Here is a 20948-nt window from a genome sequence, read left to right as displayed (position 1 = left end):
TTTATTTTTATTTTTTACTTTTCTTTTTCTTTGCTTTTTTCTTTTTCGCTGTTGCCTTATTTTTTTTCTCTTTTTTTGGTTTTTCTTTCTTTTCTTCTTTTTCTGGTTTTTCATCCCAAAGCATAGATTCATATAAGAAAATTTCGTGTAAAGGTTGACCTAACTCTTTGCATAATTGTGATAAATTACGGCGTTCACGGTCATTTACTAGACTGATCACTGCCCCTTCTTTCCCCATACGACCAATGCGTCCTACACGATGAATATAAGTTTCTAAAAATTCTGGCACATCAAATTGCACGACATAAGATAATTCAGGTAAATCTAGACCACGACTAGCAATATCTGTCGTAAATAGAAGGTTTGTTTTTCCTTCATTAAATAATTTCAATGACAATTCACGTTCAAACTTACTTTGGTCTGAAGCTAACGTACTTACAGAAACTCCTTCATAAATTAATTTTTCTGCAGCTGCACCTAGATCAGATAAATGATTGAAAAAGACTAGCGCCTTAAAGTCTGGTACATAAGAAAGTCTACGCAAAGTATCTACGCGTTTACGTAATGGTACTTCTAAATAAGTGTGCTGTACTTTACCTGCCGTTTTATCTTCTTTTACTTCTACTACTTCATAGTCATTACGGAAGAAGCTTCCTAATTCCTCTTCGGTAGCGGTTGCAGAAACAAAGACAAATTGTGTATCTTTCTGTACACTTTGTAAAATTTTAGTTGTAAAGTTCCATTCAACACGACTATTCACTAATTCATCTGCTTCATCTAAAACAATCGTATTTAAGAAATGAGGACGAATTTTTTTGCGTTCCATTAACTCATAAATACGACCTGGAGTCCCCACAATAATTTCTGGATGTTTTTTCAATTGATCCATTTGACGACGAATATTTGCATTACCAATTAATAATAACGTGTGTAAATTTCTTAATTCAGCCCAAGTTTTTACTACTTTTTGTACTTGAGCAGCTAATTCTTGGGAAGGAAGTAAAATACATAACTGTGTTCCTTTTCCTTCTTCTACTTGATAGACTAATGGCCAAACATAAGCTAATGTTTTTCCTGTTCCTGTAGGAGCTTTAATGATGGCGGATTTTTGCTTTTTTAATACTGGAATTGCTCTTTCTTGAATCGTAGAAAGTTGAGTAAATCCTTCTTTTTCATATTGTTTTTGCCAAGTTTGCATTTTCTTCCTCCTTAACAAAAAAGGACCCAGTTACCCAGATCCTTTCTTCTATTTATTGATTACTTGTCTGTGTGGATAAATATAATTTTTCATAGGCAGTTTCAAATTTTTGTACATCTCCTGCTCCCATAAAAATAATTACGGCATCTTCATGGTCTAATAATGGAGACATATTATCTTCTTTTAATACTTTACCACCTTTATGAATTAATTGCGACAAATCTTCAATTTTAACATCTCCACTGTCTTCACGAGCAGAACCAAAGATATCACAAAGATATACTGTATCTGCTAAATCTAACGCTTCAGCAAATTCGTGCATTAACGCAATCGTACGTGTGAAAGTATGAGGTTGGAAGACTGCTACAATCTCTTTGTTTGGATATTTTTGACGTGCAGCATCAATCGTGGCACGAATTTCTGATGGATGGTGTGCGTAGTCATCTACAATCGTCATATCCCCAATTGTTTTTTCACTAAAGCGACGTTTTACCCCACCAAAAGTTTTCAATGCATGGGCTACATCTTCCATATCTTCTCCTTCTAAGTAAGCTACCGCAATGACTGCTGTCGCATTGAAGATATTGTGTAAACCAAACGCTGGTAATTCAAACGTACCAATCGCTTTTCCATCATGGTAAACAGTGAAAATTGAACCATTTACTGTACGTTTAATATCATCCGCCTTGAAGTCATCTTCATCTTGAACACCATAATAATAAATAGGTACATCGGCTTTAATTTTGCGTAAATATGGATCATCTCCAAAAGCAATGATACCTTTTTTCACTTGATTGGCTAAAGATTGAAAGGCAGAGAACACATCATCAATACTTGTATAATAATCTGGATGGTCATAATCAATGTTTGTCATAATCGCATAATCTGGAGAATAAGCTAAGAAATGACGTTTATACTCACAAGCTTCAAAAGCAAAGTATTGAGCATCGGCTTCTCCATGACCCGTACCATCTCCAATTAAGTAACTTGTTGGTGCTACTTCACTTAATACGTGAGCTAACATTCCTGTAGTACTCGTTTTTCCATGAGCTCCAGTTACCGCAATACTTGTATAATCACGAATTAATTCTCCTAAAAAATCATGATAACGAATCACAGGAATTCCTTTTTCACGAGCAGCCTGTAATTCTTCGTGGTCGTCAGAAAATGCATTTCCAGCGATAACAATCATATCTTTATCTTCTTGAATGTTGTCTTTAGAAAATGGATATAGTGGAATATGATTACTTTCTAAATCTCTTTGGGTAAAAAAGTAATTTTCCACATCACTTCCTTGTACATTGAACCCTTTTTCATGCAAGATTAGGGCTAAAGAGCTCATTCCAGAGCCTTTAATTCCGACGAAATGATAGCATTTATCTTTACTAATTTCCATTTACTTTCTTCCTTCTTTACTTCGTTCTGTTTGTTTCCGACAAAATGGAATATCTGCTCGTTGAATTTCACGAACACGTTGGATACTCTCTTTAATCTGTGGAAGCTTATCTTTTGTTTCAGCGAGTTCTTCTTCTTGTTGCTGCTTTCTTTGTTTTTCTTCTGGCGAAATTGAATTAGCAAATTGAGCATAAACAGAAGTAGGAGCTCCTTCTTTTGATGAAGGAGTTTCCTTTTCTTCTTCTTTCGCCTCTTCTATTTCAACTTCTTTTCCAGTTTCATCTTGTACCTTTGTTTCTGCTGCTTCTTCAGCTTTTTTCAATTGTTGCTGAACCGTTCCTTGATTCGATAACAAATTAATTTCTTCAATCTCATTGGTATCTGGCTCATCATAGGAAGCATAAGGCTCAATTTCAATTGGTAAAGGTACATTTTTCTTTTCTTTATTTTGTGACCATTTAGGTTTCACAAAATCTTGTTTGCGATGATAAATCGCGGGTTGTTGATTTTTTTCTTTTTTCCACTCTGGAATCGAATCAATTTTCAATTCTTTTTTATGTGGAAAATTGAACACCCCAGACTCATCATCATATATGGGAAAACGAAACGGTGTCGTCATTTTTATCGCCTACTTTTCTAACCAAGACGCAACACGAGCAAACGCTTCTTCTAATCCTGCTGGATTTTTACCACCGGCTTGTGCTAATTGTGGACGACCACCACCGCCACCACCAACACATGGTGCGATTTCTTTAATTAAGTCTCCAGCTTTATAACCTTCTTTGATTAAGTCTTCAGAAACAGCTGCTAGTAAGTTTACTTTACCTTCATGAACTAATGCTAATACTAAGACATCAGAAACAGATTTTTGTTTCCATTGGTCTGCTAGTTGACGTAATTGATTCATATCTGAAGCTTGAACTTTCGCAGCAATGTAAGATTTACCATTTGCTTCTTTCACATCTTCAAAGATAGACCCTGCTTGTTGATTCGCTAATTTTGTATTTAAGCGTTCATTTTCTTTTTGTGCTTCTTTCAATTGAGTATTTAAATGAGCTACTTTTTGAGCAGCATCTAAAACGTTTGGTGCTTTCACTTCAGTAGCTACTTCGTGTAAGACACGTTCTTCTGCGCAGATCATTTCATAAGCTTTTTTACTTGTAACCGCTTCGATACGACGAACGCCAGCTCCAATTCCTGATTCAGAAACAATTTTGAAAATTCCTAATTGACTTGTATTTTTCACGTGAGTCCCCCCACATAATTCAATACTCCATTCGTCAATGTCTACAACACGAACTTCATCGCCATATTTTTCACCAAATAAAGCCATTGCGCCCATTTCTTTTGCTTTGTCTAATGTTGTTTCAATGGTTTCTACTGGTAAAGCCGCAAAGATTTTTTCATTTACTTCTGCTTCCATTTGCGCTAATTCTTCTTTTGTCACTTGACCAAAGTGTGTGAAGTCAAAACGTAAATAATCTTCTGTTACTAATGAACCTGCTTGGTTGGCATGTTCTCCTAAAACATCTTTCAATGCTTGGTGTAATAAGTGAGTCGCTGTGTGGTTATTTGCAATTAATTGACGACGTTTTTGATCAATACGTAATACGTATTCTTGACCTACTGTTAATGGTTGTTCTAATTCAATGACATGTAATGGTTGTCCATTTGGTGCTTTTTGTACATCAATCACTTGTCCGATAACTAAACCATCTGCTTGTTCAATCACACCGATATCTGCAATTTGTCCACCCATTTCAGCGTAGAATGGTGTACGGTTAAAGATTACTTTTGCAGTTCCTGCATTCATAGATTCTACAGCTTCTTCATCTTTAACAATTAAGATTGGTTTTGCTGTTGTTTTTCCTTCTAAGTAACCTGTGAAGACTGATTCTTCGGTAAAGTCAGTTAATAATCCAGATTGAGTTTTCATAGATTGTTCGTTACTACGAGCATTACGCGCACGAGTACGTTGAGCTTCCATTTCACGTTCAAATCCTTCATGGTCAACTGCAAAACCAGCATCTTGAGCTACTTCTTCTGTTAATTCCACTGGGAAACCATAAGTATCATAAAGTTGGAAGATCACTTCTCCACCTAAGATTGTTTCATTGTTTGCTTTTAATTCTTCTAATTTAGATTCTAAGATATGTAATCCATCATTCATTGTTTCATAGAAGCGTTCTTCTTCCATACGGATTACTTTTTCAATGAATTCACGTTTTTCTAATACTTCTGGATAGTAACTTTCCATAATGTGTCCAACCACAGGAACTAATGTATATAAGAAAGGTTTATGAATTCCTAATTTTTTACCATGCATTACTGCACGACGGATTAAGCGACGTAATACATAACCACGACCTTCATTAGAAGGTAGTGCGCCATCTCCAATCGCAAAAGAAACTGCACGAATATGGTCGGCAATTACTTTGAAAGATACTTTTTGTTCTTCATCTTCTCCGTATTTTACGCCATCTGCTAATTCTTCTGTCGCATGAATAATTGGTAAGAATAAATCAGTTTCAAAGTTTGTTGGTGCATCTTGAATAATAGATACCATACGTTCTAAGCCCATGCCCGTATCAATATTTTTATGTGGCAATGGTTCATAAGTATGTTCTGGTGTGTGGTTAAATTCAGAGAATACTAAGTTCCAAATTTCTAAGTAACGTTCATTTTCACCACCAGGATAGCTTTCTGGATGATCTTCTGGTAAATCATTGTATTCTTGTCCACGGTCATAGAAAATTTCTGAGTCTGGCCCACATGGACCTGCACCGATATCCCAGAAGTTATCTTCTACAGGAACAATATGATCTTCTGCTACTCCTGTTTCTAACCAATAACGTTTTGCTTCTTCATCTTTTGGATAAACTGTTACATATAATTTTTCTTTATCAAAATCCATCCATTCTGGACTTGTTAAAAATTCCCAAGCCCAAGCAATCGCTTCTGGTTTGAAATAATCACCAATTGAAAAGTTACCTAACATTTCAAACATTGTATGGTGACGAGCTGTTTTCCCTACATTTTCAATATCGTTGGTACGGATACTCTTTTGAGCATTTGTAATACGATGATTCTTTGGTACAACTGTTCCATCGAAATATTTTTTCAATGTAGCTACTCCAGAGTTAATCCATAATAATGTTGGATCATCTACAGGGATTAAAGATGCACTTGGCTCTACGCTATGCCCTTTTGTTTTGAAAAAGTCTAAAAACATCTGACGGACTTCCGCACTTGTTAATGATTTCATATCATTTCTCCTTGTTCATTCATAAAATTTCATTCGTTTATAATAGGTAGATTTTATTTTTAAATATAAAAAAACACCATTACAATTCAAGGACGACATGCGCGGTACCACCTTGATTGCAATGCTGTTGACATTACCTCTTTCATATTCTTTAACGCAGAATGTACGGAATTATTTCTAATTCTTGCTTGAGGTAGCAAATAATAATCCATCACGGTATTTGTTTCAGCCTCGCAAATACTCTCTGTCCATGAATTTGATTACTATCTTCCTCTTAATTATAGATACAGACCTATTATAATTTTTTTCTCGCTTTTCCGTCAAGTGCTTTTCCTTACTTTCTTCCTTTTTACTTGTATTTTAATCAAACAGAAGTAAATTTTGTTTTTCTATTTGTCGATTCTATTCACAAAAAACAAAAACGTAATTTTATTGTATTTTTTATATTTATATATTCTTCTTTTCTTTCTATTTGTGTGAATAATAACAATCATTCCTCACTCTTTTGCAAAAGTTTCTTTTAGTTATCAATAAAATGACAACTCCATTCCTTCTTCATTCATTCTTTTTCGATTCTTCCCTGTGCTATCATTAAATTGTGTCGTATTCACAAGGAGGCTCGGTTATGAAAAAAAAATGGATTTCACTAACCCTTCTTTTTACTTTACTTTTTTCTTTTCTACTAACCCCATTAAATATTTATGGAAAAGAGATTGATATTACAGGTAATACTGCACAAGATGCTACAGTAACTACTTCTAGTGGTGAAAATGTTACAGATAAGGATGACTTAGATCGTTACGACAATTATGAAATTACTTATGATTGGTCCATCCCTAATGGAACGAGTATTCAAAATGGAGATACAGCGACTTTCACTATCCCTGATAACGTACAAATTTTGACAGACACTTCATTTGAAGTAAAAACTAGTGATGGTAAAGTAATTGGGACATTCACTATTAAAAAAGGACAACGTGTAGGAACATTAACATTTAATTCCTATCTATCTCAACACCCAATGACGAATATTCATGGGACTTTATCTATTTGGGGAAATGGTACGGTTGACCAAAAGTATGAACAGTCTGAAATACATAAAGCAGGTTGGATTGATGGAAATAACCAACCAACCTGGGATATTCTTTATAATCCCAATTCAGAACATCGCACAAATGTTGTAATTACCGATACATTATTTGGACCACAACAGCTAGATCCTAACTCAATTCAAGTCAGTTTAGGAACAGCAGACGCTCAAGGGAATTTCACAGGAACCGTTGATCCTTCTATCAAACCAATTATTGAAGGAAATAAATTCACCATTAAAATCCCTGACTTAAACCAAGCAGTACAAATTGTCTATCATTCTACACCGACGACTTCTGGTCAAGTAAGTGTAAATAATCAAGTTTCTGGAAAATCTGACCAATTAAAAGTGATGCAAGTAGGTGCTTCTTTAACCGTTGGGGGTTCAGGAACAGCAGGTGGAGTAACACCAACGCCTGTCCCATCAGAGTCAAATTCAGATACGGATTCTTCTGACCAAGGACATTCTGGTGGACATCATTCTGATCAATTTCCAGTAGGTGGAGGATCTACTACTTCTACATCCGAAGCAAGTGGTACTTCTTCCACTACTTCTGAATCTGTAAGTGGAAGCTCTTCTTTCACTCCAGAATCTAGTACTACTTCTACAACAAGTTCAGCATCCTCTTCAGACAAAGATACAACAAAAACTTCTTCTACAAGTACTTCTTCTGAAGAAGATGCAACGAATAGTGACTCAACAAGTAGTACAACCGATAAAAAACATCTTGAAATAATGGGTGGTGGAACTTCTTCTAATTCTTATCCTAACCATAAAAATAAAGAGGCCAATACCATTTCTGGTGATTTACCACAAACAGGAACTCACTCTTCTCAAGAATGGATTTTCTTTGGTCTTGTATGCGTAACACTAGCTACAATTGGTTGGTTCACTTTAGAAAAGAAAAAACAAGCATAAAAAAGTAAAAAGAGAAAGCAGACGTTAACGTCTGCTTTTTTATTACCTTCTTATACAAAATCAACTCGCATATTATAACGTTTTTTCTAGTTATTTTAATCTTTCTTCTTTTTCATTAGAAATGTCTCTATTTTTTTAGGACTTAACTTCATATCAAAAAAAATTGATAAAAATCAAAAATTTCTCAAGAATAAAATACAACTTTATGATATAATATAAAAGAAACTTAAAAAGAATTCATTTTTATATTAACAAAACCCTTAAATAGATAAAATACCCCTATCATAAGACACTATGTCCCTTTCTATGACTAAGAAGAAAGAGATGACGATATGACAAAAAGAAAAATGTTTAAAATTATTTTTTTAGTAGTCCTGAGCATTTTTTATTGTTTAGCACTACGCTATACTTTTTTATATTCTTCAGAAACATTACAAGGAGATTTAACTACCTTCTTTCTTGTTGAAGGACATCCCTTAGATAATCTTTTTTGTAATCTTTCTAGTATTTTATTTTATATTTTGCCATTCCTATTTTTTCAAAATCAATGGTTCTATTATATTGATCATAAAGATCAATATCATCCAGATTCATTAAATCATTTTTGGTGGGCAGAATTTTTCTTAGGATTATTTAGTATTCTATGGTATGTTGCAAATATTATTTTATTGCTTGTCTTTCAACAAAGCGCAATTCTATCTTTCTTTCCTTGGAGTATTGGTATTTTCTTACTTTTAGGAAATATCAGTCTCTTTTTCCATCTTATCCATCGAGAACGATGGATTCCTTTTGTTTGGATTGCGTTATTTTTCGTCTTATTAACCTATGATTTATTGGCTTATATTTTTGTAACCTCTGCATTACTACTTATAATTTTGAATTTCTTTTTATATTATCAACAAGACACATAAAAGCACAGAGTATTCTCTGTGCTTTTTTCTTTTATTCTTTTTCTAACCAAACTTTGTCTTTTTGTTGGATAATACGGAATCCTTTTTCAAACGTTTGAATATAGCGTGAACCTACTTTGCGAATATCTGAAGTTGGGAACCCAAATGTTTGTTCTCCTCCCATTTGCTCGAACATTTCTGTGATTAACTCATCTTTCATTAAACTGGCAAAATATTTATCTTTTGTTCTATAAATTACGCCATAGGTAAAGAAATATTTTGCAGTACCATCATGGAAATATTGGGTATATTGGTAATCGCCATAAGTATCTTTTCCACCATTGGTTTTGTAATACTTACGCATAGCGGCTTCTACATCTCCAGGGTAATCTGGTTTTGGATCTACCGGTTTTTCTGGTTTTGGTTCTACCGGTTTTTCTGGTTCTGGTTTTTCTGGCTTTGAATCTTTTGCTTTTACTGCATCCATGGCTGCTTTGGCATTAACAATTTTCATTGTCGTATTACTCATTGGATCATATTCTTTTTGAGCGGTTTCTTTCAAAATACGTTCAATTTCATCTGGTTTCAAATCAGGATTTTTCTCTAACATTAAAGCAACAATACCAGTGACTACTGGAGCTGCCATTGAAGTCCCACTCTTGAATTCGTCACTTTGTTGACCAGGACTTTGTTGACCATTGTTACATGTAGAGAAAATATTAGAACCTGGTGCATAAACATCTACAGCACTTCCCCAATTAGAAAAACCAGATTTTGCTCCACGGTCATCATGTGAACCTACAACTATACTATTGCCGACATTCGCTGGCGTGGTACGATTTGCATCCACATTATCATTTCCTGCCGCAATAACTAATGTAACTCCTTTTCTGCGTAATTCATCAAATACATAGCGATACGTTTGTGGAACAGGAGCTAATCCAGGATAAGGTTGTGAACCTAAAGAAGCATTAATAACTTTTGCAGGATGTTCATTTTTAGGTACTCCTTGCACCTCCATACCACCAAGCCAAGCAAAAGAATCTGCGATATCTGATAAATATCCTCCTCCTGCTCCTAATGAACGTCCAGCTGTGAATTTCGCTTTATAAGCTACGCCTGTGACTGAATTATTCCCTTTTCCAGTCGCTGCCGCAATTCCTGCTACGTGTGTGCCATGCCAACTAGAAGGGACCATTTGACCATATTCGTTATAATGCCAATCCCCATTATCTGTTGGATCTGCATCACGTCCATCTTGGTCGTGAGACATTTGTGGATTTTGAATAAAATCATATCCTCCTAGATAGTTAGGTGCTAAATCTTTATGTGGGATATATCCACAGTCATTGATACCAATGGTTACTCCTTTCCCAGTATATCCTTCTTTCCACACCTCTTTAATATGAGTGTAGTCAAGATGCCATTGTAACTGACGCACCATGTCATTACGATTAATAAATTTCTCTAAATCAGAAGGATCATCTTGTTTATAAAAGACATCTGGTTCTACATATTGAACATTTTTATCTTTCTTCAATTCTTTAACGACTGCTTGTTGCTCTTTTGGCGTCATTTTTTCTGTTTGTACCACTTGAGCTCCTGTAGATGTTTTTTTCACTACCGTTTCTTTCACTTCATCTTCTTTTGTCGCTTTTTTTGTTGATTGCTGAACATCTGTAAGTAATTCTTTTACATTGACTTTAGAGTTCTTCTTCAATTTAACAATCACGCGATCGGTTTCATTATTTTTTAAAGGCTCTTTATCTGCCTTATTTTCTGCAAATCCTACGGCACCACTCATTAAAAATTGTGCACTTAATAAAGCAACACAACTCATACTAATTCCTTTTTTGTTCATTATCTATACTCCTTTTTCTAAAATATAATGTAATAGTATATAAACTTTTTATCTTTTTCAATTATTTTTTTATTTTTATTTTAATTTTGAACAATGAGTATGAATCGATTTTATACTTAAAAATACTTTAAAATAAAGAATAAATAATGAAAAGGAGAGAAATTTATTTTGTTTTATTTTTTCTATTTTTAGACATCATTGTTTTTAATAACAAATTATGAATATTTTACTCAAACTTCAACAAAGGAGAATTGAACTAAATTCAAAGAAGCATATGAAAAAGTGGAACGTGTTGATCCAAATGAATACTTGGTAAAAGAATATTATCAAGCGATGAAAATGGGCTGGGAATCAAATACTCTACCATTTAAGATTTTATTAACAGCTCATGATGGATATAATGAACTGCAACGAATTACAGAGTTATTGAATATTACTTATGAAGAAATAATTAGTGAAAGATATAATTAAAAAATAAAGACAAAAAAAGAAGTTAATTTCGCACCCTACTTCGAAATTAACTTCTTTTTTGTTTCCTATTTGAGCTTTCACCCTATTGACAATGCATAGTATTATAACCTATTATAAAGATAAGTGGAATAAGTTCTACTAAATTGTTTTCGTAATTTAATTTATCTTACCCTATGATCAATTAAATTACTGATTACCCTATTATGTTTATATACCCAATCATTTCGTTAACAACTACCCTATTTTGTAACGAAATGTACTTGATAAAAAATCTTCATACCCCAATTTTAGATTTTTTATCCTTCTTATTTTTATAGTGGACTTTAGGATTACATACCCCTTTTTTCAATCATAAAGTTCATTATAAAAATAATTTGATGAATATGCGTATCAATAAAGTACCCCTATTTTATTGATGAACTCATACACGTATATCTCATAACATACCCCTATATCATAAGATATTTTCTTCTAACTTGTTTGTACCCCTACTTACAAGTTAGTTTTTTTATTCATCATATTCATCTAGGTTTTTCTCATACACTATGTATCCCCTACAACATTAATATACCAAAAATCATTTCCTTATATCTTTTTTATTTTTACTTTTACTCTCTATTTCCTCAAATTCCTAAACGCCCTATTTTAAAGGATTTTTCTTTCCCACTCTTCCATTTTATAAATTTAAATAGTAGTTTTATGTAAAATTTGTTTTTTATCTTTTGAATTTTTTTGCGTTTTTTGACCCTCATCGAATAATTTCTTGACAAAAATGAGAAAATTTTAATCTAAAAATTGATATTTTTCCTCATTTTTTTGTTTTTTAGGGTTGCTTTTTATTTTATCTCCTTAATTTTTTTGTTTATTTTTGCGATATAATTCATCTCCATCAGCTCAAACCCTTATTTATACAAGGTTTTATATTAAAAAGTAAAATACAAAATTTGTTTTCAAAAATTTGTCTAGGAGTGGGAGACAAAAAGTTACTTTTTGAATTTATTTTTTCTCTTGTCATTTTTGGGAATTATCGATATAATAGTCGCAATTAGAAATTATATGACTTTTTAAATGTAGTCCTGTGAGGCTTCAAAGAGATTCATCGTTATTTCTAACTTACTATAGAGAAATACTATCTTTCTATCCTTTTTAGGGTCGAATCATATAGAAATCAAATAAATAACGATGCAATTGAATATTCGAAGTTCACAGGCGCTAACTTAGTTTAGCGTCTTTTTTTTGTGAAAGGAGAATAAATTGTGACTAAAATTTTACGTTTAAAACATTTTTTAAGTGTGGAACGCCTATCGAATCAAGAAATTTTCACACTTATCCAACGCGGAATTGAACTAAAAAAAGGAGAACAGCCGATGATTCCAAGTTCTTGGTTTGTTTCTAACCTCTTTTTTGAAAATAGTACGCGCACGCATAAAAGTTTTGAAGTGGCAGAAGAACGATTAAATGGAACAATTATTCCTTTTGAAACAAGCACCAGCTCTGTTCAAAAAGGAGAATCACTATATGATACCGTTCTAACTCTTTCTGCTTTGGGGATTGATATTTGTGTCATTCGTCATTCAGAGGAGAATTACTATTATCCATTGATTGAATCAAAAACGATTCAAACTTCGATTATCAATGGTGGAGATGGGACCGGACAACATCCTTCTCAATGCTTACTAGATTTGATGACAATTTATGAAGAATTTCATCGATTTAAAGACTTAACCATCGCGATTTGTGGAGATTTACGCCATAGTCGTGTGGCTCGTTCCAACATGATGATGTTAAAACGTTTTGGTGCCACCCTTTATTTCTGTGGGCCAAAAGAATGGTATGATCCTCAATTTGATATTTATGGATCTTATGCCGATATTGATGACGTAATTTCTAAAGTTGATGTTTGTATGTTACTACGTGTCCAACATGAACGTCATACGGAAGAAGAAGAAGCTTCTTTTTCTAAAGAAGATTATCATCGTCAATTCGGTTTAACTAAAGAACGTTATCAAAAATTACAACCTCATGCCATCGTAATGCACCCTGCTCCTGTCAATCGAGATGCAGAAATCGCCGATGAACTTGTCGAAGCACCCAAATCTCGTATTGTAGAAGCAATGAAAAATGGAGTTTATGTTCGCATGGCAATTTTAGAAGCGATTTTAGCGGCTCGTGATAAGGAAGGAGAAAAAGTATGTTAATTCAAAATGGAAGTTTATTTCAAAATGGACAATGGGTTCAAAAAGATTTACGAATCGAAGGAGAAGAAATTTTATCAGTTGCAGATCAACTAACACCAATGGCAGAAGAATTGGTGATTGATGCTAAAGGGAAAAAAGTTGTCCCAAGTTTTACAGATTTACACGTTCATTTCCGTGACCCAGGATTTTGTGATAAAGAAGATATTTTCACTGGCTCTTTAGCGGCTGCACATGGTGGATTCACTCGTGTTTGTACGATGCCAAATGTAAAACCTGTGCCAGATACACCAGAATCATTCCAAAAAATGCAAGAACATAATGCATTATCTGCGATTGAAATTGATCAATATGCCCCAATTACTAAAGGATTATCTTCCTCTTCTATTGTCGAAATGGAACAATTCTTACCAAGTCATCCGATTGCTTTTACCAATGATGGTGTAGGAGTGCAAGATGCATATACTATGGAACAAGCCATGAAACAAGCACATGCCTTAAATAAAACCATCGTAGCTCACGTCGAAGATGAATCCTTCTTACATCATGGAAGTTTCCACAAAGGAACCGAACACACTCGCCTCAACGATGCAGGAATTCCAAGTATTAGTGAATATTTACAACTCTTACGTGATTTAGCTTTAGTCGCAAAAACAGGTTGTGCCTATCACATGTGCCATATTTCTACTAAAGAAAGTGTGGCTTTGATGCGTAAAGCCAAAGCTTATGGCTTACCGGTAACCTGTGAAGTTACTCCTCATCATTTACTACTCAATGATACCGATATTCCAGAAGTTAATAGTAACTATAAAATGAATCCTCCTCTTCGCAGTCGAGAAGACCAAGCCGCGTTATGGGAAGGATTATTAGATGGAACGATCGATTGTATCGCAACCGACCATGCTCCACATACAAAAGAAGAAAAAGCTCGTTCCATTGAAAATGCTCCTTTTGGGATTACAGGATTAGAGTTAGCTTTCCCATTACTTTATACCTATGCTGTAAAAGAAAATCGTTTATCTTTAGAACAACTCCTTTCTTTCTTCCTAGAAAAACCTGCGCAAGTTTTTGATCTACCTACTTTTGCGATTGAAGAAGGAAAGAAAGCAAACTTAACGATTATTGATTTAGAAACTCCATTTGAAGTAACGGAAGACTTCTTCTTATCTAAAGGAGTGAATTCTCCATTTATCGGTCAAACGTTATATGGAAAAATCGAATATACGCTATGTAAAGGAGAAGTGGTCTATGAGCCTACAATGTCTTGCTAAAATCATCGAAAATCAAGAAATTGCCAAAGATATTTTTCAACTGATCCTTGAAGGCGACTTTGTAGAAAAGATTGAACAACCAGGACAATTTGTTCATCTTTTAATTCCTAGCCAAAAAACTTTTTTACGTCGTCCTTTTAGCTTAGCTTCTTACCATCAAGATAAAAATCAGTGCACGATTCTTTATAAAATATTAGGAACAGGAACAAAAGAATTAGCACAACTTAAAAAAGGAACTTCGATTTCTTTACTAGGACCTTTGGGAAATGGCTTTTTTGTTAATCCTTTATATGAAAAGGTATTACTTATTGGAGGGGGCATCGGAATTCCTCCTCTTTATGAACTAGGAAAAGAATTTCAAAAAAAAGGTACAGAAGTCACTTTTCTTTTAGGGTATCGCAATCAAGAAGAAGTCTTTTATCAAGAAGAATTCGCAAAACTAGGAACCGTGATTACTTATACCGAAGATGGTTCTTTTGGCCATCAAGGACGAATTGACGCTGCCTTTCCAACCTTGGAAAAAGATTGGAATGCCGTCTATAGTTGTGGTCCTACTCCAATGTTAAAGGCAGTCAAAGAAAATTTTTCTAACCAATATCCCACTTACCTTTCCCTAGAAGAACGCATGGCTTGTGGCTTTGGGGTTTGTTACGGATGTGTGGTGGCACAAACAAAGAAAAAAACTCCTTTAAAAGTATGTCAAGATGGACCGGTCTTTTTAGCAACGGAGGTGGAACTATGAATCGATTAGCTGTGGAACTACCCGGATTAAAAATGAAAAATCCCATTATGCCAGCGAGTGGTTGTTTTGGCATGGGAAAAGAGTTTGGTGAACTTTATGATTTAAATCAATTAGGAGCATTGATTACCAAAGCAATTACGTTAGAACCTCGTTTTGGGAATCCTACCCCTCGAGTGGCAGAAACGCCACAAGGAATGCTCAATGCGATTGGCTTACAAAATAAAGGATTAGATACCGTTTGCGCTGAGGAATTATCTTATTATGAATCTTTTGATGTTCCTTTATTAGCCAATATCGCAGGCTCAACCAAAGAAGAATATGAAATAGTAGCTCAAATTCTTTCTAAACAATCCGTCGTTTCGGCATTAGAATTGAATATCTCTTGTCCAAACGTCAAAGAAGGAGGCATTACTTTTGGTACTGATTCTGACATCGTCTTTGATTTAGTTCAATCGGTGAAAAAAGTAAGCACTGTACCCGTCTATGTCAAACTTTCGCCAAATGTAACAGATATTGTAGAAATCGCTAAAGCCGCAGAAGCTGGTGGAGCGGATGGTCTTACGTTAATCAATACCCTTCTTGGAATGCGAATGAATTTAAAAACAAGAAAACCACTGCTCGCTAATGGGACAGGTGGACTTTCTGGTCCAGCAGTCCTTCCTGTTGCGTTGCGCTGTGTCTATCAAGTGGCACACGCAACTTCACTACCAATTATTGGCATCGGTGGCATTTCAACCGTCGATGATGTATTGGAGTTTTTAATGGCCGGTGCCAGTGCGGTACAAATTGGAACGGCAAACTTTGTCGACCCTTATGTCTGCCCAATAATTATTGATCAACTGGAAACTCGAATGGATGAATTAAATATCTCGTCTTTAGAACAATTAACAAAGGAGGCACGCTCATGATTCCGATTATTGCTTTAGACTTTCCAAGTAAAACGGAAGTAGAAACTTTTTTATCTCCTTTCCAAGGACAATCGCTCTTTGTCAAAGTAGGAATGGAACTTTTCTATAAAGAAGGTCCATCTATTGTTCACTACTTACAAGAACAAGGACACCAAATTTTCTTAGATTTAAAATTACATGATATTCCCAACACGGTAGAACGTGCCATGGAAAATTTAGGACAACTGGGAATTCAAATGACTACCCTTCACGCTGCAGGAGGAACCAAAATGATGGCTGCAGCGAAAAGAGGCTTAGAAAAAGGAGCGAAAAAAGCAGGAGTTCGCCCTCCACTTTTAGTCGCCATTACCGAACTAACTTCCACTTCACAAGAACAAATGAATGAAGAAGAACAAGTCCCAGGGCGTTTACAAGACCATGTATTACACTACGCTTCTTTAGTAGAAAATGTAGGATTAGATGGAGTGGTTTGTTCTGGCTGGGAAGCAGAATCTATCCATGCTCACTGTCCAAAACTATGTACCGTGTGCCCAGGTATTCGTTTCCAACCAACTAATGATGACCAAGTACGTGTACTAACCCCAACCGAGGCAAAAGAAAAAGGTATTGAATACATCGTTGTTGGACGCCCTATCACACAAGCAAAAGATCCACAACAAGCATATCAAAACATTTTGGAGGCATAAAAATGAATCAACAAGAACAAATTGCATATGACTTATTAAAAATTGGTGCAGTACAACTGGATACGGATAAAGGATTTACTTGGGCCAGTGGCATTCAAAGTCCTATTTATTGTGATAATCGTGTAACATTGAGTTATCCTGCGATTCGCAAACACATTATTCAAGCGATGAAAGAATATATTGAAATGTATTATCCAGATGTCCAATGTATTGCGGGCACTGCCACAGCAGGAATTCCTCATGCGGCACTATTAGCTGAGGCCTTAAATCTACCTATGATTTATATTCGTAATAAACCAAAAGATCATGGTCGTTGTAGCCAAATTGAAGGAACGTTCTTGCCAGGAACAAAGATGATTGTGATTGATGACTTAATTTCCACTGGAGGTTCTGTATTAAATGCGGTAAAAGTCGCACAAAACGAAGGAGCTAACGTGTGTGCAGTCTTTTCTATCTTTAGTTATCAATTACCAAAAGCAACCGAAAACTTTGCTAAAGCAGGAATTCCTTATCATTCTATGACGAACTATCAAGCGTTAATTCAAATCGCAGCTAAAGAACATTATATTGAAGAAAAAGACCTTTCTTTCTTAGAAGAATGGCGCAAAGAACAACAATAAAAAAAGAAGTGAGGATGTCCTCACTTCTTTTTGTTTTGGATTATGAATTATTTTTTGTCCGCTAGTGCTTCACGCAATTCTTTTGTAGTTTCTACGATGTTTTTCCAGTTAGCTAAACTTGGATCTTTGATATACTCATTAGCACTTTTTACTAAAGTAATCTCTTGTTTTGTTTCAGATTTATTTTCTTCAACTTCTTTAACTAATTTTTCTAAATCTGTTGTAATTACTTTCATACCTTTGAAATCAGCTACTAATTGTTTAATCGTATTTTCAAATTGATCTTTTGTAACTGAATTTGTGTTACGAGCGTATTTTTGTAGTAATTCCATAGCTTTGTAATAATGACCTGAACCTAATTTTTCAAATGATGACCAACCACCATCATTTACTAATCCTTGGTTATTTTCATCATCAATTTCAGAATCAATTAATACTTCGCCACCACGAGATTTAATTACTTTATGTCCTGTACTATATGTCCATACTGGATAAGCTACTTCATCTAACAATTGAGCTAATTGTTTAGCAGATTCAGCATTATCACCTTCTGCTTTTGAATCCATTACAACTCGACATAACGCTGCTGGATTTGTTAATTCGTAATTATCTGTTGTTAAAGTATCTCCTTTTTGGAATTTTTTTTCTGCTGTCCACTTACCAAATGTATCTACTGTACCAATTTTTTCTGGAATTGTACTATCAACAGCAGCTTTAACTGTAACTTCTTTTGCTAATTGAGCATTTTTACCAGCTGCTTCTAAAGCTCTAACTACAAATTCTGGATTACCCTTATCTACATCAGGAAGAGTTACCTCTGTTACTTCTGCTTTAGTTCCACCTTTGCTAGTTGAGCTGCAGAACATAGCTTTGATTCCATTTTCGTTTAATACATTTGAAGGCATGGGCCATTTAGATAAGTCTAAAGTCTTAAATTTAGTAGCACCAAACATATAATTAAAATCAGTTACCTTAGAAGTATCCCAACCCTTCATACCTTCTACAGTAGTAATATTTGATCCTTTAAACATTGCACGCATGTTAGTTACACCTTCAGTATCCCAACCGCTAGCATTCAATGTATGTAAGTTCGTACCAGCAAAAGCAGCTTTTAATGAAGTTACTCCTTTGTGAACTAATTTTTCAGATCCTTTAATTTCACTTAGATAGAAATCATTCATAAATGTATTTTCCATCTTCGTCATATCTTTTGTATCTAATTCTGTTACATCTACTGTACCAATTTGTTTATTATCTGCAAAAGCATATGAGAAGTCAGCTCCAGTTTTAGGTTTTCTACCATCAGTAGCTGTTTCAAATTTCACTTCTGCATTTCCTTTACCAGTATCACTTGTACCATTGAATAATTGATTTCCTTTTGTAGATTCCACTACAACTTGTTTATCTTTTAATGAACCAGGAATTTCAATTACTTGTTCACCATCTTTTTTAGTTAATCCTGCAGTTGATGTATAATCACCAGTATATTTAGTTAATTTGATGATTCCATCTTTATCTTCAGAGACAGTCCAATCTTTAACTTTTAGCTCTTTAATTTTTTCTTTTAATTCATTTTCCTTAACTGCGGCATCTTTACCATTTTGAACTTGAGTAGCACCTACTGAACGTTTAGAACGTTTTACAGATTCACCATCTAATTTTTGTTCTGCTTTTTCTGCAGCATCTAAGGCATTATTCATAGCTTCATAAGAATCTGATTCATAGAATTTCGCATTTGGCGCAGATTGACCATCTTCTTTAGATCTATTTACACCTTCAATGCGTTTTGCTTTTTCAATTACATCATTGATTTCTTGAACTTGATCTTTATGGATTTTTTCATTTAATGTTTTCGCTGCATCAATCATTTTAATTAAATTTTTAGCATTTGCATTATCCACTTCTACTTCAAAATTACGTAATAATTTTTCAGCTTCTTCTTGATGTACTTCATCTAAATCTTTAATAGCATCTTTAGCAGCTTTATCATATTTTTGTAAGTTTGTATGATTTACTTCTAAGTTAGCCATAGAATCCATTAATTCTTTAGCTGTATTTTTTACTTGTTCAGCTGTATATTTTTCAGTTGCATCATTTTTAGAAGCTGTATCCTTTTTGATATTTTCTAACATTTTATCTGCAACTTTATCTTTTTCTTCAACTGTATTCCAATTTTCGAAGATATCGTTTTCTTTACCTTTTAATTTACCAACTACTTCTTGTTCTTTTTCAGTTGCTTTGATTAATTCCTTAACGTCAGCTTCTGTTGGTTGACCTTTGATAAATTCTTCTGCTTTTTTCAATTGAGCATCGATTTCTTTTAATTTATCTGTATTAGATAAATCTTTATTTTCTGCAGCTGTTTTAGCGTCTTCAATGAACTTGTTAAATTCATCTTCTTGAGTTTTAGTCATGTAGACTTTATCGCCTTTTTCTTTAACAGCTTCAATTTTTTTATTTAAAGCATCAGTATTTAATTTCAATCCATTGATAAAGTCATTAACTTTCTTAGTCTCAGCATCAATTTTAGCTTTATCTGCTTTACCTAAAACAGCTTCATCCAATACTTTTTGTGCTTCATCTAATACTTTTTGATAATCTTCATTATTAACTAAGTTACCTGCACCTAATTTTTGTGTTTCTTTTAATTGTTCAATTGCGTTATGTAAAGCAATGATTGATTCTTTATTTACAGAAGGTTTTAAAGTAATTCCTTTGATTGCAGCTTCAATTTCTTTTGTTGCATTTACAACTTGTTCTTTTGTAGATTTATCTTTATCTGCTAAGATTTTTTCTGCTTTTTCTAAAGCTTTCTTAACTGGCTCTACACCATCTAAATTCTTTTCAGCAGCCACTACTTTTTTCGCTTTTTCTACAGCATCTTCTAAAGATTTCACTTCTTCTTCTGATGGTTTTGGAGTTTCTGGTTTTGGTTTTTCTGGCTCACTTGGATCAGTTGGTTGATCTGGTTGTCCTGGTTTATCTGTTTCTCCACCACCTGTTCCTGGTTTATTATCTGTATCGCCACTTCCTGAACCACCTTGATCAGGATTTTCTGGTTTACCTGGCTCTGTTGGTTTGTCTCCACCTGTTCCTGGTTTGTTATCTCCACCTTGATCTGGCTTATCTGTTGGTTGATCTGGTTTTGTATCTGGTTTTTCTGGTTTACCTGGTTCTGTTGGTTTGTCTGGTTTCGCTTCTGGTTTTTCTGGATTTGTTGGTTTATCTTCAGCAACTACATCTAAAGCTTCTACATTGGCATAACCTACCCATGTATCTCCATCGTATAATGAAGCGTATTTCTTACCATTTCCGTAAGTATATACATATTTCGCAGTTAAAGTTTTTCCTTTGTAGTCTGCTAATTTTGCTTTTTTAGTGTAGAAGTGGTCACTATATGTGTTCCATTCTTTAGCTACTTTAACTTTAGAATCAGCT

15 protein-coding genes are annotated in these 20948 nt (G+C 34.3%); 9 read left to right on the top strand and 6 right to left on the bottom strand.

Going from position 1 to position 20948, the window contains the following annotated elements:
* Positions 1-7: 7 nt before the first annotated feature.
* Genes C683_RS01705 through alaS form a run of 4 tightly spaced genes read right to left on the bottom strand, consistent with a single transcriptional unit; the run spans position 8 to position 5858 of the window.
* Entirely contained in the window at positions 8-1198 is a 1191-nt protein-coding gene (locus C683_RS01705) for a DEAD/DEAH box helicase (RefSeq protein WP_009488756.1), read from the bottom strand.
* Between the two features lie 52 nt (positions 1199-1250).
* Positions 1251-2594: a UDP-N-acetylmuramate--L-alanine ligase gene (murC, locus tag C683_RS01700; protein ID WP_009488754.1), complete on the bottom strand. Its 1344-nt coding sequence runs from the start codon at positions 2592-2594 to the stop codon at positions 1251-1253.
* Positions 2595-3212: a hypothetical protein gene (locus C683_RS01695; RefSeq protein ID WP_040388585.1), complete on the bottom strand. Its 618-nt coding sequence runs from the start codon at positions 3210-3212 to the stop codon at positions 2595-2597.
* Between the two features lie 9 nt (positions 3213-3221).
* A complete protein-coding gene (alaS, locus tag C683_RS01690; protein ID WP_009488750.1) occupies positions 3222-5858 on the bottom strand; it encodes an alanine--tRNA ligase in 2637 nt (878 codons plus the stop codon).
* A gap of 625 nt (positions 5859-6483) precedes the next feature.
* On the opposite strand from alaS, the gene C683_RS01685 reads away from it, so the two are divergent.
* The gene (locus C683_RS01685; protein ID WP_009488748.1) at positions 6484-7866 is read left to right on the top strand and encodes an Ig-like domain-containing protein; all 1383 of its coding nucleotides are present in this window, start codon (positions 6484-6486) and stop codon (positions 7864-7866) included.
* 332 nt (positions 7867-8198) lie between these two features.
* The gene (locus tag C683_RS01680; RefSeq protein ID WP_009488746.1) at positions 8199-8777 is read left to right on the top strand and encodes a hypothetical protein; all 579 of its coding nucleotides are present in this window, start codon (positions 8199-8201) and stop codon (positions 8775-8777) included.
* A 31-nt stretch (positions 8778-8808) separates the two neighbouring features.
* Here the strand turns inward: C683_RS01680 and C683_RS06340 are convergent, their stop codons facing one another.
* Positions 8809-10617: a S8 family peptidase gene (locus tag C683_RS06340; protein ID WP_009488744.1), complete on the bottom strand. Its 1809-nt coding sequence runs from the start codon at positions 10615-10617 to the stop codon at positions 8809-8811.
* 282 nt (positions 10618-10899) lie between these two features.
* On the opposite strand from C683_RS06340, the gene C683_RS01670 reads away from it, so the two are divergent.
* The 7 genes from C683_RS01670 (at position 10900) to pyrE (ending at position 17510) form a co-directional block, all read left to right on the top strand.
* The gene (locus C683_RS01670; protein ID WP_009488742.1) at positions 10900-11088 is read left to right on the top strand and encodes a hypothetical protein; all 189 of its coding nucleotides are present in this window, start codon (positions 10900-10902) and stop codon (positions 11086-11088) included.
* Between the two features lie 1253 nt (positions 11089-12341).
* A complete protein-coding gene (locus tag C683_RS01665) occupies positions 12342-13286 on the top strand; it encodes an aspartate carbamoyltransferase catalytic subunit (protein ID WP_040388584.1) in 945 nt (314 codons plus the stop codon).
* A complete protein-coding gene (locus C683_RS01660; protein WP_009488738.1) occupies positions 13280-14554 on the top strand; it encodes a dihydroorotase in 1275 nt (424 codons plus the stop codon). The genes C683_RS01665 and C683_RS01660 overlap by 7 nt, the downstream gene beginning before the upstream one ends.
* Entirely contained in the window at positions 14532-15296 is a 765-nt protein-coding gene (locus C683_RS01655; protein ID WP_009488736.1) for a dihydroorotate dehydrogenase electron transfer subunit, read from the top strand. Before C683_RS01660 ends, C683_RS01655 begins: the two co-directional genes overlap by 23 nt.
* Complete coding sequence (locus tag C683_RS01650; RefSeq protein WP_009488734.1) at positions 15293-16204, top strand: dihydroorotate dehydrogenase; 912 nt, start codon at positions 15293-15295, stop codon at positions 16202-16204. Before C683_RS01655 ends, C683_RS01650 begins: the two co-directional genes overlap by 4 nt.
* Positions 16201-16890 carry an orotidine-5'-phosphate decarboxylase gene (gene pyrF, locus C683_RS01645; RefSeq protein WP_009488732.1) on the top strand — a complete coding sequence of 230 codons (690 nt, stop codon included), beginning with the start codon at positions 16201-16203 and terminating at the stop codon, positions 16888-16890. The genes C683_RS01650 and pyrF overlap by 4 nt, the downstream gene beginning before the upstream one ends.
* A gap of 2 nt (positions 16891-16892) precedes the next feature.
* Positions 16893-17510 (top strand): orotate phosphoribosyltransferase, encoded by a 618-nt coding sequence (pyrE, locus tag C683_RS01640; protein ID WP_009488730.1) that lies wholly within the window; start codon positions 16893-16895, stop codon positions 17508-17510.
* A 47-nt stretch (positions 17511-17557) separates the two neighbouring features.
* On the opposite strand, the gene C683_RS01635 is transcribed toward pyrE, so the two are convergent.
* Positions 17558-20948 (bottom strand): BspA family leucine-rich repeat surface protein (locus tag C683_RS01635; protein WP_040388583.1); only part of this gene is annotated, 3391 nt, incomplete at its 5' end.

It is taken from the genome of Catellicoccus marimammalium M35/04/3, assembly GCF_000313915.1.
Classification (GTDB): Bacteria; Bacillota; Bacilli; order Lactobacillales; family Catellicoccaceae; genus Catellicoccus; species Catellicoccus marimammalium.
Note: the sequence above shows the minus strand (reverse complement) of the source record. Positions and strands in the feature narration are given on the sequence as shown.

Coding starts and splice junctions, on each gene's coding strand:
- C683_RS01705 (WP_009488756.1), bottom strand. CDS start 1,198: ATGCAAACTTGGCAAAAACAATATGAAAAAGAAGGATTTACTCAACTT.
- murC (WP_009488754.1), bottom strand. CDS start 2,594: ATGGAAATTAGTAAAGATAAATGCTATCATTTCGTCGGAATTAAAGGC.
- C683_RS01695 (WP_040388585.1), bottom strand. CDS start 3,212: ATGACGACACCGTTTCGTTTTCCCATATATGATGATGAGTCTGGGGTG.
- alaS (WP_009488750.1), bottom strand. CDS start 5,858: ATGAAATCATTAACAAGTGCGGAAGTCCGTCAGATGTTTTTAGACTTT.
- C683_RS01685 (WP_009488748.1), top strand. CDS start 6,484: ATGAAAAAAAAATGGATTTCACTAACCCTTCTTTTTACTTTACTTTTT.
- C683_RS01680 (WP_009488746.1), top strand. CDS start 8,199: ATGACAAAAAGAAAAATGTTTAAAATTATTTTTTTAGTAGTCCTGAGC.
- C683_RS06340 (WP_009488744.1), bottom strand. CDS start 10,617: ATGAACAAAAAAGGAATTAGTATGAGTTGTGTTGCTTTATTAAGTGCA.
- C683_RS01660 (WP_009488738.1), top strand. CDS start 13,280: ATGTTAATTCAAAATGGAAGTTTATTTCAAAATGGACAATGGGTTCAA.
- C683_RS01655 (WP_009488736.1), top strand. CDS start 14,532: ATGAGCCTACAATGTCTTGCTAAAATCATCGAAAATCAAGAAATTGCC.
- C683_RS01650 (WP_009488734.1), top strand. CDS start 15,293: ATGAATCGATTAGCTGTGGAACTACCCGGATTAAAAATGAAAAATCCC.
- pyrF (WP_009488732.1), top strand. CDS start 16,201: ATGATTCCGATTATTGCTTTAGACTTTCCAAGTAAAACGGAAGTAGAA.
- pyrE (WP_009488730.1), top strand. CDS start 16,893: ATGAATCAACAAGAACAAATTGCATATGACTTATTAAAAATTGGTGCA.